The following is a 15,699-nucleotide window of genomic DNA, read 5'->3' on the forward strand; positions in this document are numbered from 1 at the left end:
GTGCTTCGCACCTGCGCCCACCGCACTCTTCCGCGGCCGGGACGTAAGCCTGGTCTGGCGATGCTCATGCCACTACGGTCCGACCTCGGCAACGAGTTCGGTGATCACAGCGGCCGACTAGGCCTGTTGTGAGTGCTGGTCACAGGCATTCGAAACGCAGATGCTGGCCAACATCGACGTGTGGCAGGGTGCTCACATGTCCAACGGCGTCTCCTATCCCGTCTTCCGCACGTCAGACCCGGCAGCGGCCCTCGCCACGGGGCGCCGGCTCCTCGCGCTGGGCGATCGAGACTATGCCCAGGTATCGGTGGACGTGGAACTCTGCACGGTCGCGGAGGTGTTGGAACTGCGTAAGGTGCTGCCGGACGCCTGGTTCCGCACGGAGAACGAAGAGTTCTGGGCGAGGGAGTTTGATGCGCAGGCGGGCTTGAGGTGCGACTGGCACGCGGCCGAGCTTTCTGAGGATGCAGATGGCCTCGTTCCCCTGCTCCCGCTCTGGGCGTCGATGCTGGACCAGCCGGTAGGCAGTGTCGAGGACGCCTTCACGGCGTTGGTTGGGGCGAGATACGGCTTGATCCGCTGGGACCAGGTGATCTGGCCGGCGGTGCCAGAGCACGGGTACGACGGGCGGGTCGATCACGACGGGGTCACCTTGGTCTTCAACTGCGACGACGCAGGAACCACCCGACAAATCGGGACCCACAGTGTATGCGTCGACGTCCACAAGACCGGGGACTCACAGAGCTACGCTGCCTGGCTGGCCGAGCAGATCGGCCAGGCGGTCATCGGCCCGCCTTACGACTAGGACCCGCGTGAAAGTGCCGGTCACAGCCATTCGTTGATGGCTGGCGACCAGCACGGTCGCTTCGAAGCGGACGGCGAGTTTGTCGTAACGAGTGGCGACAGCCCGGTGGCGCTTGAGCCGGTTGATCCCGCACTCCACAACGTGCCGCTGCTTGTAGTCGTCCCTGTCGAACTTTGGCGGCCGACCTCCGCGCGATCCGCGATCGCCCGCAAGGGCCAGCGACGCCACAGTTCACGCCGTACGGCCTTAGGCGTACGCCTTGTCACCCAGGGATGGATTCGGGGCGCGGCCTTGGCCGACTGGGACGTCCGGCCGCCATCGGGGTGCCGTCGACCAGGGCCAGGGTCTGGGTGATGCCGTTGAACGTCGGCCGCGGTGGTGGTCGGGGCGCCGTGCCCGACGCGGATCAGGTGGGCTGCCTGTCTTCCGCCGGTCGACCGGCGGCGGACCCCTTTCCGGCCAGGACAGCAGCTGATCCGAACGAAGAACGAACCAATTAGTTCGTGACCTTGGCGAGCGTCGGCCGAGTCTTCTCATCGGCGATAATTTTGTCCAGATCGATACTCTTTGCGAGATCGTGCAGGCGGATGCTTTGTTCTGCGCTGGATATAGCCTTTTGGGTGAGGTTGCGAGGGCGCAGGTCGTTGAGGTGGAGGTCGGAGTACTCGGGCCCGAGCTCTTTGCGTATCTCGGTTTGAGCAGTCTGGGAGAGTGACCGAAATTTGCGGATTACCGAAGTGACTTCTTGTATGGCTTTCGGTAGCTTCTCGGGGCCGAGGACGATGATGGCGATTACGGCGATGGCGATTACTTCGAGTGGGCCCATGTCGAAGAACATGTGCAATCTCCTGGGTGTGATGTTTTTGCGGGGTGGTGCTGGTGGGGTTCAGTGGCTGTCTGCCGGCTCACGAAGAGAAGGCAGGGTGGAAGCTTCGTCCGGGCTGAGGGCATCTGTGTCCTCAGCCCGGGCACGGCGACGGTCGTTGAACGATGCGACGGCGCAGGCGAGGAGGTACAGAGCGGTAACGGGACCGGCGAGGGCAAGCATGGTCAGGGGGTCGCTGCTGGGTGTGGCGATGGCGGCGAAGACGGTGATGCCGATGACCATGTATCGCCACCAGCTGATCATGCGTTGGGCGGAAAGGACGCCGGCGAAGTTGAGCATGATCAAAAGGAGGGGGAGCTCGAAGGCCAGCCCGAAGACGACGATCGCGCGCGTAGCGAGATCGAGGAAGTCGTCGATGGGCAGGATATTGGTGGCCCCGTCCGGGGTGAAGGAGATCAGAACGCGTGCAGTGGTGGGAAGGATGGCATAAGCGATCGCAGCCCCGACAAGGAAGAGAGGGATGCCGACTGCCAGGAAGGCTCGCGTGTACTTCTTCTCGCTGCGGTGCAGTCCGGGGGCGAGGAAGGCCCATATTTGGTAGAGCCAGACGGGGCTCGCTGCGATGAGGCCTGCGGTGAGAGAGACCTTGAGAGCGAGGGTGAAGGGGGAGAGAAGGCCGTTGGTCGAGACGATGCCGCACCGTTCCGATCCCGCGGCTCCGATGGTCGTGGGATCGCAGCCGGGCAGGGGCGCAATGACGAAATCGATGAGCTGCTTGTAGAACAGCGCGGCGACGACGGTCGTTACGAGGATGGCACCGATCGCCTTGGAGAGGCGATTGCGCAGCTCACGTAGGTGGGCCGTGAGGGGCATACTCCCCTGAGGGTGCTGGGATGCAGTGGCAGTCATGGGTAGGCCTCGGTCCTTCTCTCGCCTCCTGGTTATCGGTCAGTGAGGGCTGTAGACACCCGGGGTGGCCACCGGGACCTCCTGGCGGTTTGGGCCGGAGACCGCTACGAGTGGGTCGCCTTCGGTGCCCTCGGACATGGGTGGGGAGGCGCTCGTGGTCGTCTCCTCGTCGCGATCGCGCATCGCCTTGGTTTCGCTCTTGAGGATCCGCAGGGACTGGCCGAGGGAGCGTGCCATGCCGGGCAGCCTTTTGGCGCCGAAGAGCAGGACCAGGACGACGAGAATGAGCAGGATTTCAGGTGCTCCGAGCTTGCCGAACATGTTGTTTCCTTCGCATGTGGGGGCGCGGCAGCGCCGCACAGGTGAGTGGATGAAGCATCGCCGGGGCGAGCTGCGTGAATTCCGTCAGTGATCCACCGGAGGTGGGGAAAGCCGGGTGAGCGGGGCCGAGTTGCCGTTACCGGGTACTCGGCCCCGCTGTTCAGGTCAGTGCCTGGAGTGAGTGGGTGCGGAGGACTACCTGCGGTGGCGGTACGGGGCGAGGAATTCCCCGAGGGTGTCGAGCATTGCCTTGGGCGCCTGCTCGGCGACCCAATGAGCGGCACCAGGGATTACCGCGGTCTCGAGCTTGGTCGTTGACTCCGCCATCGCATGGCCGACTCCGGGGCCCCAGCTGTCGGCTCCGCCGATGGCGAGCGTGGGCATCGGCAGCTTCGTCTTGGCGCGCTTTTCGTTCTGCTTGAGGGTGGTGTCCCACGATCGGTAGAACTGGAAGGCACCGCGCAGGGATTCGGGGTTGGAGAAGAGACTGATGTAGTACTCGCGTGCGTACTCGGGGAGCTTGCCGCCCTGGATGTCGAACTCGTAGCCGAAGAAGATGTCCTCGCGGTCCTGGACGAGCTTCTCGGTCAGTTCATGGTTGACCCGGTTGAACGGGATGTGCCACAGCTTGTTGTTGAACTGCTCTTCGATGAACATCGGCGGAGAAGGGACCACTCCGGGCGGGCCAGGAACCTCGGCCAGGGCGACCCGTGCGACACGGTCGGGGTGATCTGCTGCGAGGGCGTAGCTGATCACCATGCCGGTGTCATGGCCTACCACGGCGAACTTGTTGCGGTGGCCGAGGGCGTCCATCAGTGCGACGAGGTCGTTAGCCAGCGTTCGCGTGTCATAGCCGGTCGCGGGCTTCTCGGTCAGGCCGATACCCCGCTGGTCCACCGCCACGACGGTGTACTTCTTGGCCAGCTCCGGCATCAGCAGGCGCCAGGCATACCAGTTCTGCGGCCAGCCGTGAACCAGCAGCAGCGGCGGACCGTCACCACCGACGACCGCGTGCTGGCGGATCCCGTTCGCCTGGACGAACCGGCTCTTAAATGTCTCCGAAAACCCTGCCGGCAGGCGCGGTGCCGTCGACACTGAGCCGAAGCCCGCGGGTGTTCGCCGCCCCTGAGAAGCAACCGCCGGGACCGTGGCTACACCGGTCAGCGATGCACCAGCGGCCGCGACAGCCGCTCCACCAACGAACGCGCGGCGTGAGAACCAGCGGCGCGCCCTGGATGCGGTCTCAGTCTGACCTGCGGAGTCGATGGGAGTAGGAGTGGCGTTCATTGAAATTTCCTTTCGCAAAATCGAAGACGTAGAACGAGGTTCACACGGACTGCGTCACCTGTCAAGGCGGTGACGCACGAATGGTGCTGCGCCACGCGTATGTGTGGGCTTCGCTGTTCTGGTCTTCACGCAGCGTGCGCCTCTCGGAGGTGTCCGAGGTCTTGAGTGCTTTGTCGCCCAGGGAATGGCGCAGTAGGCGAGTGGCCTCCGGCGGGGACCTCGACCTCGGGCGGAAACAGGCCCGTAAACCGGCAGTTCAGGAGGATCCGTCGGTGCGGGGGAGGGGCGGCTGGGCAGGCGGCCGCGGATGCCTGCCTCGCAGGGGGAGGGGCGAGAATCGGCCCGGGATGTACTGTGATGGCCGCCTCCCGCCGGAGTTCTGCAGGTGCGGCCTGGGCGTGGTCCGGTGGCGCTGCATAAACGATTTGCGTTGCTGGCCGGGCTGTCAGTGATGATTCACGCGAGACACATGTGCCGCCGGTGGGGTGCGCGTGAATGTGCAGTTGAGTAGATCTTGCGGCTGGCGGGCACCGGCACGGAGGCTGTGGATATCGACGTCTCCCCTGGCGGCCCCGGGAGAACGGCGCTGCTGGAGGTGGCCGGAGCTTTCGCGAGCCGGACGGCTTCATATGGCTACGACCCTCCGGTGCCGGCCAGGCAGGTGCCTTCCCGACGCCCGGGTCGCCCTCGTGAATAGGGCAGGCGGCGTCGAGCGTCGGTTGCGGCACGACCGGACGGCGCGTTTGCTGAATGTATTCGCCCATCGCGGTCGACACTCAGAAGGGGACCTTCTGTGACGAGCAGCGGTTCAGCCGGCGAGCGCCCCCACGGGACCCAGCCCGGTCGTACGGAAGCGGCTGACCTCGCGGCGACCTTGCATCACGCCCTGAAGGAAGCGGTCCGTCGTCTGCGTGCAGTCTCGGCAGCCGTCTATCTGTTCGACAACGCCCATGGCGGACTTGGGCTCGCCGCAGTCAGCGGCAGCCCACCCTCCCTCTTCACGTTCCCCGTGCGAATGCGTCTGGGTGCGCTCTATGCCTCGGCTCGCGCGTTTGCCCTGCGGGAAACTGCCACCCTGTCCGACCCTGTCCCGGCCGACCCGGCCGACCAGGGGAACACCCTTCCCTATCCCTATATCTCTCTTTCGGCCCCTGTCAGCGCCGCTGAACGTCGCTTCGGAGCGATCACTACTCTCCGTCTCGAGACCCACGACAACTACCAGGAAGCAGACCACGCTGAGTTGCAGGGCATCGCAGACGCGCTGGCCCGGGCGCTCGGCGAGCTGACGGGGAAGGGGGCCGTAATCGAGCCCGGTCCCATGCCGATGCTCGCGCCCCGGTGGTTCGACCCGGAGACGAACTACGTGACCCCCGGATGGGGAGTGCCCGGAGTCCCGGGCTCTGCCGGCATCAGCATGATGTACCCCGTTCGGCGCCTGGCCGAACTGCTCAATCAGGCCATGACGATGGACGACATCGTCGAGGCAGCTCAGTACTGCGTGATGCTGCCGTTGCGCGCCCAGGCCCTGGTCCTCACGTTCGCTGACGACGGCCGGCTTTGGGTCCTGGGGCACAGCGGAAAGTCTTCTGGGCTGGTCCGCACCACCCACGGCGTCGGACGGGACGCCCAGGTGCCGGCGGCCCGGGCCAGCCGCGGGCGCCCCCTCTTCTTTCCAGACGGCCAGTCGTCGCTCTCCGACGAGTACGGCACCGACTCACTGGCCGAGGCATACCTGCCCCTCGCGGGAAACACCGGACTCCTTGAGTTCTCCCCTCTCAGGAGTGGCCAGGTTGTTGGCGTTTGCTGCCTCTCCTTCCAAGGGCCCCGCGCGTTTCCCCCCGAAGAACGAGCGATCATGACCATGCTCGCCGGACTCCTCGGCGCGGCGGTGAAACGTGTCGCACTGAGCGTCAAGCAGCACGAGGTCGCAGAATGCCTCCAGAGATTCCTCCTGCCGTCCGCGCTGCCTGATTCGCCCAGACTCACCACCACGGCGCGGTACCGAGCAACCGCAGCCACCTCGAAGGTGGGCGGCGACTGGTACGACGTGATCAAACTGCCCGACGAACGGATGGTGTTGGTGGTCGGGGATGTCGAAGGACACGGCATGGACAGCGCCGCAGTCATGGGGCAGGTGCGCACGGCTGTGGCCGCCTACGCATCCGAAGGCCACAGTCCGACCACTGTCATCGACCGGACCAGCACACTGCTTGCTGCGCTCGGCACAGACCTGATCGTGACCTGCTGCGTCATCGTGCTGGACACGGTCGACGGCACCGCCCAGGTGGCTAGCGCCGGGCACCCCCTGCCACTGGTACGAAGACCGAACGGGACTGCCGAAGTCATGACCGCTCCGTCGAATATCCCCCTCGGAGTGTCCACGTCAGTCGCCAGTGAAGGCTGGGAGCACAATATTGAGCCCGGATCGGTCCTGATGCTGTACACCGACGGCCTGATCGCCTGGGATGCGCCGGACCCGCAGGCGCAGGCGCTTGCGCTACTGGATGCTGGCGGTGGTGAGGCAGAAGAGGACCTCGAGCAGCTGGCGGACCGCATGACCGCCGAGATGACGAGCCCACAGCGGCACCGTGACGACGCCGTGCTTCTACTCGTCCGCTACGAGGGCTGCAGCGACCTGAAGGGCCAGCGGGCGGAGAGCCTGCATATTCAGCAACGGGATCTGCCAGGAGTTAAAGCAGCGCGAACCTTCGTGGACGAGCAGCTGGCCGCCTGGGGGCTGCGGGAGATGTCCGACACATGCCAGCTGGTCACTTCCGAGATCGTCACAAACGCACTCATCCACGCAGGCAGCGACGTCGATGTCCGCCTGCGCGCGTTCGACGACCACATCCGGTTGGAGGTGCGGGACGCCGGCAGTAACCCGCCCGTTCCCTCCCCCCTTGCGCTTGCCGAGGAGGAAAACGCGGAGGCGGAGCACGGCCGCGGTCTGCTCATCGTGGAGGCGCTCGGTGGGAAATGGCGAAGCTCGCCAAACGGACGTGGCAAGACGGTCTTGCTCGACCTGCCCATCGAAGTGTCCGAAGAGGTGACAGGAGACGACCCGGGGTCCTAGAAAGCGGCCTCCAGCAGCGGCACGGCGTGGACGCAGATTCCGGCAACCGCGGCTGGCCCGGAGGCGTGCGGCTGATCCGGTCTTCGGCTTGGGAAAGCCGTCACCTTCGGTGTGCACATCCGTGGCCACGCCCTCTGAGACTCCGCCACCTCCCACTGTTCGAAGCCGGTCCTGGATGAATCCCTTCAAACCGCCCGATAGGTGTTCAGAGGCTTACTGTTGCCATTCCCCAGATAGGAGCATATGCTCCTATCTGGGGAATGGTGGACGATCATCGGACAACTGGTGACACGGACGCCAGACAGCCGGGCACCAGCTACCCACGGACAGCGGCTCGGTTTCCCGAATCCGCATGCCTGTCAGTGGACGGGCACAGCACCTCTCGGTCACACCGACCGCACCTAGACAAGGAGCCACACCATGACTGTTGTTAAGGCCGCCGCAGTGCAGATCAGCCCGGTGCTCTACAGCCGTGCAGGAACCGTCGAGAAGGTCGTGAAGAAGATCGACGAGCTGGGCCAGAAGGGTGTCGAGTTTGCCGTCTTCCCTGAAACCGTTGTCCCCTACTACCCCTACTTCTCCTTCGTGCAGCCCCCCTACAAACTGGCCACGGAGCACCTGCGCCTGCTTGAGGAGTCGGTGACTGTGCCCTCTGCCGAGACGGACGCCATCGGCGACGCCGCCCGCAAGGCCAACATGGTCGTCTCGATCGGTGTCAACGAACGTGATGGCGGCACCATTTACAACACCCAACTCCTGTTCGACGCCGACGGAACCCTGATCCAGCGCCGCCGCAAGATCACGCCGACCTACCACGAGCGGATGATCTGGGGACAGGGAGACGGATCAGGCTTGCGCGCGGTCGACAGCGTCGTCGGCCGCATCGGCCAGCTCGCCTGCTGGGAGCACTACCAGCCGCTGGCCCGTTACGCTCTCATCGCCGACGGCGAGCAGATCCACGCCGCGATGTACCCCGGCGCCTTCGGGGGCGATCTGTTCGCAGAGCAGATCGAAGTCAATGTCCGTCAGCACGCTCTGGAATCGGCCAGTTTCGTCGTCAGCGCCACCGCCTGGCTCGACGCCGACCAGCAGGCCCAGATTGCGAAGGACACCGGCGGCCCCGTACAGGCGATCTCCGGCGGCTTCTTCACAGCCATCATCGACCCCGACGGCCGCATCATCGGCGAACCGATCACCTCCGGCGAAGGCGAAGTCATCGCTGACCTCGACTTTGCGCTCATCGACCGCCGCAAGCGCCTGATGGACGCCAGCGGCCACTACAGCCGCCCCGAACTGCTCAGCCTGCAGATCGACCGGACGCCGGCACCCGCCGTCCACGATCGCAATCGCCAGGGGTCCTCAAGCGCTCCGGCAACTGAAAAGGGCCGCTCAGCCGAGGCCAAGTGAGCAGCGGCCGCACCTGCCTCACATACACAGCGGTCATCGGTCATCGGCGAGGCCGAGACCCCCGCGGACGGAGATGAGTGAACGACGTCTTCGTCGGCGGGCGCCCCACCAGACCGGAAGCGCATGCGGCATGTGCTGAGACTGTCGTGCACCGCACCCTCTCGAGAGACCTGTACGCGCCCCCGTGAATGCAAGGCATCCAGAAGAACGCCGCCCACATCCCCCACCACCAAGGAGAAGAGCGATGAGCCGCAATGGCGCTCCTGTAGTGCACGTAGAGAACGGCGAAAACCTGCGAGTTGCCGTCATAGCCGCCGAGTGGCACAAGAAGGTCATGGACGGACTGGTCGACGGTGCCACGCGTGCCCTGCGCGAGCTCGGTATCGACGAACCCACCCTGATACGTGTCCCTGGCAGCTTCGAACTACCTGTCGCGGCGAAGGTTCTGGCTGGGCGCGGCTACGATGCCATCGTTGCGCTCGGCGTCGTCATCCGCGGCGGCACCCCCCACTTCGAGTACGTCTGCCAAGGCGTCACCCAGGGGCTGGTGCAAGTATCGACCGATACCGGGATCCCCGTTGGCTTCGGTGTGCTGACCTGCGACAACGAAGAGCAGGCCCTCGATCGCGCTGGGCTCGAAGGATCAAACGAGGACAAGGGGCACGAGGCCGTCACAGCCGCTGTTGCCACCGCCCTGGCCCTGCAGGGGCGCAACGACCCCCAAAGCTGAGCGAACAGCCCCTGCGCGCTGTCCAGGAGCCAAACAGGAACCCTGTCCGGCCGTCACGGGCTGAGTCGCGGATCTCCGAAACTGCGGCTGCCGACCACTCGAGCCGGCCGCCGGCTCTTCGTTCCAGCTCCAGCGGAACCTGATGAGCCTGGCAGATGGTGGAGTACAGCGAAACGGTCCAGCCGATGGCATGTCCGGAGCGGCCGAGCCCGCCCGGACGGCCCCCCGCCCGGGCGAGGCGGTGCGAACACTTCCCTGCGGAGGCCTTCAAGGGCCTGCCGCCCTCCCCGAAAAATCAACTGACCAGCCCGTTCGTCAGAGACACGCCTGGAGCGTGTCTCTGACGAACGGGCTGGCGCTGTTTTGCCTTGCCGAGCTGTCCTCTGACGGGCGGCCTCCGCTCCCGCGTCACCCTGCCGCTCCTACGAGGTCCGCAGGGCGAGCCGGAAGATTCCGATCATGCAGGGTGCCACTGAACGGGCATGGAGCGACGCCAGGGAAGTGCGTGCATATCCCGCCTGTAGGAACATGTGGCAGAGGCGTACTGCCGCACCTCAAGGCTCCGGTCCGCCCCCAAGGGCGGCTGCGACTGCCAATTGCGGAGGTGCCCCAGATGAACGACCGTCCCATCGGGGACTACGCCCTGCTCTCCGACTGCCATACCGCAACACTCGTCAGCAGCCAGGGATCAATCGACTGGCTATGCCTGCCGCATTTCGACTCCCGTTCCCTTTTCGCGCGGATTCTGGGCCCAGAAGCAGGCCACTGGAGCATCCGGCCGGCCGGCCCTCACACGGCAAGCAGACGATACGTGGACCGCACGATGGTCCTTGAGACCACATTTCGCACCCCAACCGGAGTCATCACCGTCACGGACGCCCTCGCCACAGGACGCAGCGAATGGGGGCACAACCTCGGCCGGCACGCGCCCCACCTCCTCCTCAGAGCGGTGAAGTGCACCGAAGGCCACGTCACACTCGACATGGAGTTCGCCCCGCGACCGGAGTACGGCCTGATCAGGCCCCACCTGATGCCTGTCGACGAAGGACGAGGGCTGCATTGCCACGGCGGCCCAGACACAATCGGACTAAGCACTCCGTACCGGCTGGACATCACGGACATGGCCAGATGCGCCCCGACACTGCAGACCGGCCAGTGGGCAGGCTTCGCCCTCCAACGGGTACCGGCAGGCGACAGCCCCAAGGTGTGGTCCCAGCAGGAGATCCTCACCCAGCTGCAGGACACCCTGGCGGGCTGGCGCGCATGGTCGCAGCGCCATCAGACATACGAAGGGCCGTGGGCGGACCTGGTGCACCACAGCGGGCGTGTGCTGCAGTCACTCACGTTCCAGCCGACCGGCGCCATCGTCGCGGCCCCGACGACCTCGCTGCCCGAGGAAGTCGGAGGGGTCCGCAACTGGGACTATCGCTACGCCTGGGTACGAGATGCCTCCTTCACCCTGGAGGCACTATGGGTGGCTGCCTGTCCCTATGAAGCCGAACACTTCTTCCGCTGGATGGCGCAGGCAGCAGACGGGGACCCCGAACACCACGAAGGCCTGCAGATCATGTTCGGCATCCGCGGAGAACGCGACTTGAGTGAGCGCGAGTTGCCTCTTCTGCCCGGATGGCGGGGGAGCCGGCCGGTCCGAACCGGCAACGGAGCCTGGGAACAGCGTCAACTCGACGTGTACGGCGAGCTGCTCGCCGCTTTCCACAAGCTGCGCCACTATCTGGGAGGCCTCGACGAACACACCAAAACCTTCCTGACCAGACTTGCGGACAGTGCCGCCTCCCGATGGCGCGAGAAGGACCAGGGGATCTGGGAAGTCCGCAGTGCGCCGCAGCACTTTCTGTACTCCAAGCTCATGTGCTGGGTCGCCTTGGACCGCGCCCTGGATCTGTCCGAAGAGCTGGGTGCACAGAGCCGAACCCCGGTATGGCGGCAGGCCAGGAGCGAGATCCGCGCAGCCATCGAGCGCGACGGGTGGAGTGAGTCGGCAGGCGCATACACACAGGTGCTCGGCTCGGACACGCTCGACGCGTCGGCCCTCATGCTGGCAATCGTAGGGTTCGAAGCTGCCGACACTCCCCGGATGAGGGCCACCATCGACGCAGTGAGGACCCGCCTCACCGGTACGGACGGGATGGTCTACCGCTACCTTGCGGCAGACGACGGCCTACCCGGCAATGAGGGGACCTTCCTGCTGTGCACGTTTTGGCTGGCCCAGGCGCTCGCACTGGCGGGTGATGTCGCAGAGGCCCGTACCATCTTCGAACGCGCGGCCGGCTTCATGAACGACGTGGGCCTCCTCGGAGAGGAAGTCGGACCTGGCGGCGAACTGCTCGGCAATTTCCCGCAGGCTTTCAGCCACATTGGGCTCGTCAACGCGGCCTGGGCCATCCACCAGGCCGAGTGCCCAACCGACCGACCCGAGGGCTCGCCCGACTGAGGCTTCTCGTGCCCAACAACCCGGCCCGCAAGCGGCAACGACGTGTTGCCGGAGCCCAGGCAGCCCGCCCGCGTGCCGTGCCCCCAGCCTGAAGACCGGCTTCGTGGCGCCGCCAGACTGGCAGCGCCCACCGCGGCGAGCAGGAGGATACGTCAACTGTTGGTGAGGACCATGCGGAAGCGGGCTGCGCCGGAGAGCATCTTCTTGTAGGCCGCGTCAGCCTCACTCAGAGGGGTCTCTTCTACTGTGGGAAGGATGCCGTGAAGGGCGCTGAAGTCCAGGGTGTCCTGCACGTCCTGAGCTGTACCGGAGGGATGACCGCGCACGATCCTGCCGGGCAGAATGAGCTGGAGCGGGCTGATTGCCAGGGGCTCGGGTGAAACACCGATGACCACGAGCTCGCCTCGAGGTGTCAGCCCGTCGACTGTAGCTGTGATGGCGTCGGAATTGCCGGCAGTTGCCAGGACCACCTTGACGCTGCCCAGGGACTGCAGGGCGTCCGCGACCGGGGTCGGTCCGGTGCTGTCGATGTAGTGGTGCGCCCCGAACTGTTCCGCCAGTTCCGCCTTCTCCTGGCCCCGGGCGATGGCCACCGTCTCGAATCCCATAGCTACGGCGAACTGCACACCGAGATGCCCGAGACCACCGAGACCCACTACGGCAACCCGGTCGCCCGGTTCGGCGGAGCTACGGCGTAGCCCGTTGTAGGTGGTGACTCCCGCACATGACATGGGGCCCGCTTCTGCTGCCGACAGGGATTCGGGGATCCGCGCCAGTGCGTCTACCGGGGCGATCATGGTCTCGGCGAAACCCCCGTCGTATGTCCAGCCGGGGATCTTGAGGTTCTCGCACACGATGAAGTCGCCCTGCCTGCAGGGTGTGCAGTGCCAGCAGCTACCCCCGAACCAGCCCACTGTCACTCGGTCTCCCACCTTCCAGTGGAAGCTTTCGGCACCCTCGCCCAGTTCCTCGATGCGCCCGGCGACCTCATGTCCGGGTACCAGGGGGAACTGGACTCCCGGCATGCCACCGCTCACGAAGAAGTCGTCGCTGTGACAGATTCCGCAGGCTTCAACGGATAGTCGCACGTGGTTGGGGCCCGGCCTTGGCGTGCTGCGTTCGACGATCTCGAAGGGTCCGTTCGCCGTAGCCACCTGCGCGGCGCGATAGGTATCCACTGAGTGCCTCCGTGATCAGGAAACGGTGCCGCTGCACGCAGTCGCCAATCACTTCTGGATCACGTGTTGACGAGGGCACACAGAACTGTCCTCGGCGTCCTGACCACGGCTGTCGAGTCGCGACGCAGGACAGGCCACGCACTCTCGTGTCCGGCGGTCGCCTTCTATCCGCGGTCCGACGCAAGACAATTCCATCCCACCACTGACTGCTCGGACCGGCAACTGGTGCTGCTTCGACCTGAGAGGCGTACGAGAAGACCGCGAGCATCTACCCGGCCGGACTCCATGCCGCCCGGCATCTTCAGCTGGCCCGCCCAGTGATCCGCTAGCTCAAGTGATGTTGTGCCCAAACGGAGATGCTACTCAGCCGGTCGGAGGCTTTGACGGGGTCACCGGTTCGGGTGGGCTGGCCCACCTCGAAGTCGTGGCCCGTCAGGCCACTTTCGTCCTCGACGATACGAGCGATGCGATAGGCCAGTTCCATCACCTCCAACGCCGCCAGCCCCGAGTGACGGTAGGCGACCTCGATGTGGGCTGTGTCCCCGTAGTAGTCGAGCTGCACGCGTCCCGGCGGACCAACCGTCTCAAGGGCCAGGCTGTACAGGTACTCCTCAGACTCCACAGGTCCGATGTCCCGTGAGACTCGGCCCAGGATCCGGTCCCACTCGGCCCGTTGTGCTTCGGTAAGTCGGAGAAGGGGCAGGTCGGCGTCGGGATCAAAGCCGGCGTTCAGACGGTCAAGCGTTTCCTGAAGCGTCAGACCCGGCTGGACCCGCACAAGCATGATGTCGTAGGTCACCGGGTGAATCTACGTAGGCTTCCCACTCTCGGGACAGCATCAGCCGCTGAGCTGACTTGCCGCGGTGATCCAGACAAGACCGCCTAGCGCAGGATGACGCCGAAGACCATCGTGAAGAAGGATTCGAAGGGCTTGGCCGAACGGTCGGTCCTGGTGGCGATCAGGGTCCCTTCCCATGCGTTCAGCACGAAGGACGCCAGCGTGGCAGCCTCCTGGGCCCTGGACACTTCGCCTGCCTGCTGGGCGGCGGAAATGGCCGTGGCAAGGGCCTCGCGCCAATAGGTGAAGCTCGACTGTACGGTCGCACGTACCGCTTCACTGTGGTCGGCCATCTCGACTGCGATGTCCCCGACCATGCAGCCCCGGGCGAATCGTGTCTCGAGATTCTCGTCGCGCAGGAATTCGAAGTGCTGCCGCAGCCGGGCGAGGGGCGCCACCGACTCGTCACACAGCATGTCGAAGCGACGGCTCTCTCCGTAGCGTTCCAACGCCACGATCGCGAGTGCTTCCTTACTTTCGAAATGGTTGTAGAAGGACCCTTTCGGAGCGCCGGCGGCGTCGGTGATGTCCTTCACCCCTGTTGCCGCGTATCCGTGGGCATGGAACCGCTCGACGGCCGCTTCAATGATGTTTTCGCGCAAGCTGGGTCGGGCCACGGTCAGGGCCTCCTCGCAAGATGGTCGATCGTCTCAGAATACCACTCTTCCTGCCGCTGACGGCGTCTCTCCGGTGTGCAGTCGGGCGTGGCGGGCTAAAGGATGCACTGGCAAGCGTGCCTTTGCGCGGCATGCCTCTTCCTCGTCTCGCGCTCGCGGCGGAAGTCATGCGTTGACGTTAAGACGACCGGTCGTTATGGTCGAATGGTAGGCGGCACGCCAATGCCAGACGAAGGAACCCTCATGACTGACCTCACCACCACTGTCATCGATGCCCACGGCGGCCTGGACCGTTACAGCCGGTACCGCACGGCCGTGGTCCAATTCCATTCCGGCGGAGCCCTTTGGGACCTGAAGGGCAAGGGCGGAGTCCTCGACTCATCCACGGTGCGGATCGACCTCGACCGCCAGTACGCCAGTCACAGTCCCTTCACCGCACCAGACCTGCACAGCTCCTTCGCCGCTCAGCGGGTAGCCGTGGAGAACAGCGCCGGCGATGTACAGGCGGAGCGATTTGATCCGCGCGCCGCATTCGCCGGCCACACCCTCGAGACCCCCTGGGACGATCTGCACCTGGCCTACTTCGCCGGCTACGCGATGTGGACCTACCTGACCTCCCCCTTCATCTTCGCCTCGCCCGATTTCAAGACCGAGGAGCTGGAGCCTGTGACTGAGGACGGCGCGACCCTGCGCCGGCTACAGGTGACCTTCCCCAGCCGTATCGCCACTCACGCGCCGGAACAGGTCTTCTACTACGACGAGGCCGGGCTGTTGCGTCGACACGACTACGCGGCCGAGGTCCTCAACGCCGGACCGGCCGCCCACTACAGCTCCGACTACAAGGAATTCGGCGGCATCATGGTGCCTACCAAGCGGCGCGTCTACCCGCAGGGAGAGGGCGGCGTCGCCATTCGTGACATCGAACTCGTCACCATCGACATCGATCACGTCGAATTCTCCTAAAGGGGGCGGCAGTAGATTCCGGCCCAGGCGGTGACGCGGCTTCCCGTATCACCCCACACTTTGTGGCGTCTCTGGACACCCCATCCGGGCCCCCTGCCATCGGCCCTACGTGTCACCGAAGCCTCGAACTGCTGTGCTGCAGAAGCCGATGGGGGACGGAGGCGGCGAACTCGCCGCCTCCGTCAGGGCGTCAACGGAGGGCGTGTGCAGGACCGCGGGAAGACGGCAAGTGTCCGGCAGGCGGTAGCTGTCGAGCGAGGGGATCGGCTCGGGCGAGCGGCGAGCACCGGCGA

13 protein-coding genes and 1 pseudogene are annotated in these 15,699 nt (G+C 65.3%); 6 read left to right on the top strand and 8 right to left on the bottom strand.

What is annotated here, in order from left to right; all coding sequences use genetic code 11:
• Positions 1-160 precede the first annotated feature (160 nt).
• Entirely contained in the window at positions 161-805 is a 645-nt protein-coding gene (locus OG844_RS44580; protein WP_406387456.1) for a hypothetical protein, read from the top strand.
• A 42-nt stretch (positions 806-847) separates the two neighbouring features.
• Here the strand turns inward: OG844_RS44580 and OG844_RS44585 are convergent.
• From OG844_RS44585 to OG844_RS44605, 5 genes and pseudogenes are all read right to left on the bottom strand, one after another.
• Positions 848-1,006, bottom strand: a pseudogene (locus OG844_RS44585) (IS5/IS1182 family transposase); the annotation flags it as partial.
• Positions 1,007-1,301: 295 nt separating this feature from the next.
• Positions 1,302-1,643 (bottom strand): Sec-independent protein translocase protein TatB, encoded by a 342-nt coding sequence (tatB, locus tag OG844_RS44590; RefSeq protein WP_406387455.1) that lies wholly within the window; start codon positions 1,641-1,643, stop codon positions 1,302-1,304.
• Between the two features lie 48 nt (positions 1,644-1,691).
• The gene (gene tatC / locus OG844_RS44595) at positions 1,692-2,540 is read right to left on the bottom strand and encodes a twin-arginine translocase subunit TatC (protein ID WP_406387454.1); all 849 of its coding nucleotides are present in this window, start codon (positions 2,538-2,540) and stop codon (positions 1,692-1,694) included.
• A gap of 39 nt (positions 2,541-2,579) precedes the next feature.
• Entirely contained in the window at positions 2,580-2,861 is a 282-nt protein-coding gene (tatA, locus tag OG844_RS44600; protein WP_406387452.1) for a Sec-independent protein translocase subunit TatA, read from the bottom strand.
• Between the two features lie 195 nt (positions 2,862-3,056).
• Positions 3,057-3,956: an alpha/beta fold hydrolase gene (locus OG844_RS44605; RefSeq protein WP_406387450.1), complete on the bottom strand. Its 900-nt coding sequence runs from the start codon at positions 3,954-3,956 to the stop codon at positions 3,057-3,059.
• Positions 3,957-4,941: 985 nt separating this feature from the next.
• Between OG844_RS44605 and OG844_RS44610 the strand changes: the two genes are divergently transcribed.
• The 4 genes from OG844_RS44610 (at position 4,942) to OG844_RS44625 (ending at position 11,810) form a co-directional block, all read left to right on the top strand.
• Positions 4,942-7,221, top strand: coding sequence for a SpoIIE family protein phosphatase (locus OG844_RS44610; RefSeq protein WP_406387448.1), 2,280 nt, complete (start codon positions 4,942-4,944; stop codon positions 7,219-7,221).
• A 420-nt stretch (positions 7,222-7,641) separates the two neighbouring features.
• The gene (locus OG844_RS44615) at positions 7,642-8,628 is read left to right on the top strand and encodes a nitrilase-related carbon-nitrogen hydrolase (protein ID WP_406387447.1); all 987 of its coding nucleotides are present in this window, start codon (positions 7,642-7,644) and stop codon (positions 8,626-8,628) included.
• A gap of 244 nt (positions 8,629-8,872) precedes the next feature.
• Positions 8,873-9,358 carry a 6,7-dimethyl-8-ribityllumazine synthase gene (gene ribH, locus OG844_RS44620; protein WP_406387446.1) on the top strand — a complete coding sequence of 162 codons (486 nt, stop codon included), beginning with the start codon at positions 8,873-8,875 and terminating at the stop codon, positions 9,356-9,358.
• A 613-nt stretch (positions 9,359-9,971) separates the two neighbouring features.
• Positions 9,972-11,810, top strand: a complete 1,839-nt coding sequence (locus tag OG844_RS44625) for a glycoside hydrolase family 15 protein (RefSeq protein WP_406387444.1) — start codon at positions 9,972-9,974, stop codon at positions 11,808-11,810.
• Between the two features lie 152 nt (positions 11,811-11,962).
• On the opposite strand, the gene OG844_RS44630 is transcribed toward OG844_RS44625, so the two are convergent.
• From OG844_RS44630 to OG844_RS44640, 3 genes are all read right to left on the bottom strand, one after another.
• Entirely contained in the window at positions 11,963-12,988 is a 1,026-nt protein-coding gene (locus OG844_RS44630; protein WP_406387443.1) for an alcohol dehydrogenase, read from the bottom strand.
• A 325-nt stretch (positions 12,989-13,313) separates the two neighbouring features.
• The gene (locus OG844_RS44635) at positions 13,314-13,787 is read right to left on the bottom strand and encodes a hypothetical protein (protein WP_406387442.1); all 474 of its coding nucleotides are present in this window, start codon (positions 13,785-13,787) and stop codon (positions 13,314-13,316) included.
• 83 nt (positions 13,788-13,870) lie between these two features.
• Positions 13,871-14,443, bottom strand: a complete 573-nt coding sequence (locus OG844_RS44640) for a TetR family transcriptional regulator C-terminal domain-containing protein (protein WP_406387440.1) — start codon at positions 14,441-14,443, stop codon at positions 13,871-13,873.
• A 243-nt stretch (positions 14,444-14,686) separates the two neighbouring features.
• Here OG844_RS44640 and OG844_RS44645 point away from each other — a divergent pair, with 243 nt between their 5' ends.
• The gene (locus OG844_RS44645; RefSeq protein ID WP_406387439.1) at positions 14,687-15,406 is read left to right on the top strand and encodes a hypothetical protein; all 720 of its coding nucleotides are present in this window, start codon (positions 14,687-14,689) and stop codon (positions 15,404-15,406) included.
• The last annotated feature ends 293 nt before the right edge of the window (positions 15,407-15,699 follow it).

Source organism: Streptomyces sp. NBC_00887 (genome assembly GCF_045207585.1).

Excerpts from the sequence above, each read along its gene's own strand:
- tatC (WP_406387454.1), bottom strand. The coding sequence starts at position 2,540 with ATGACTGCCACTGCATCCCAGCACCCTCAGGGGAGTATGCCCCTCACG.
- tatB (WP_406387455.1), bottom strand. The coding sequence starts at position 1,643 with ATGTTCTTCGACATGGGCCCACTCGAAGTAATCGCCATCGCCGTAATC.
- tatA (WP_406387452.1), bottom strand. The coding sequence starts at position 2,861 with ATGTTCGGCAAGCTCGGAGCACCTGAAATCCTGCTCATTCTCGTCGTC.
- OG844_RS44615 (WP_406387447.1), top strand. The coding sequence starts at position 7,642 with ATGACTGTTGTTAAGGCCGCCGCAGTGCAGATCAGCCCGGTGCTCTAC.
- OG844_RS44580 (WP_406387456.1), top strand. The coding sequence starts at position 161 with ATGCTGGCCAACATCGACGTGTGGCAGGGTGCTCACATGTCCAACGGC.
- ribH (WP_406387446.1), top strand. The coding sequence starts at position 8,873 with ATGAGCCGCAATGGCGCTCCTGTAGTGCACGTAGAGAACGGCGAAAAC.
- OG844_RS44645 (WP_406387439.1), top strand. The coding sequence starts at position 14,687 with ATGACTGACCTCACCACCACTGTCATCGATGCCCACGGCGGCCTGGAC.
- OG844_RS44625 (WP_406387444.1), top strand. The coding sequence starts at position 9,972 with ATGAACGACCGTCCCATCGGGGACTACGCCCTGCTCTCCGACTGCCAT.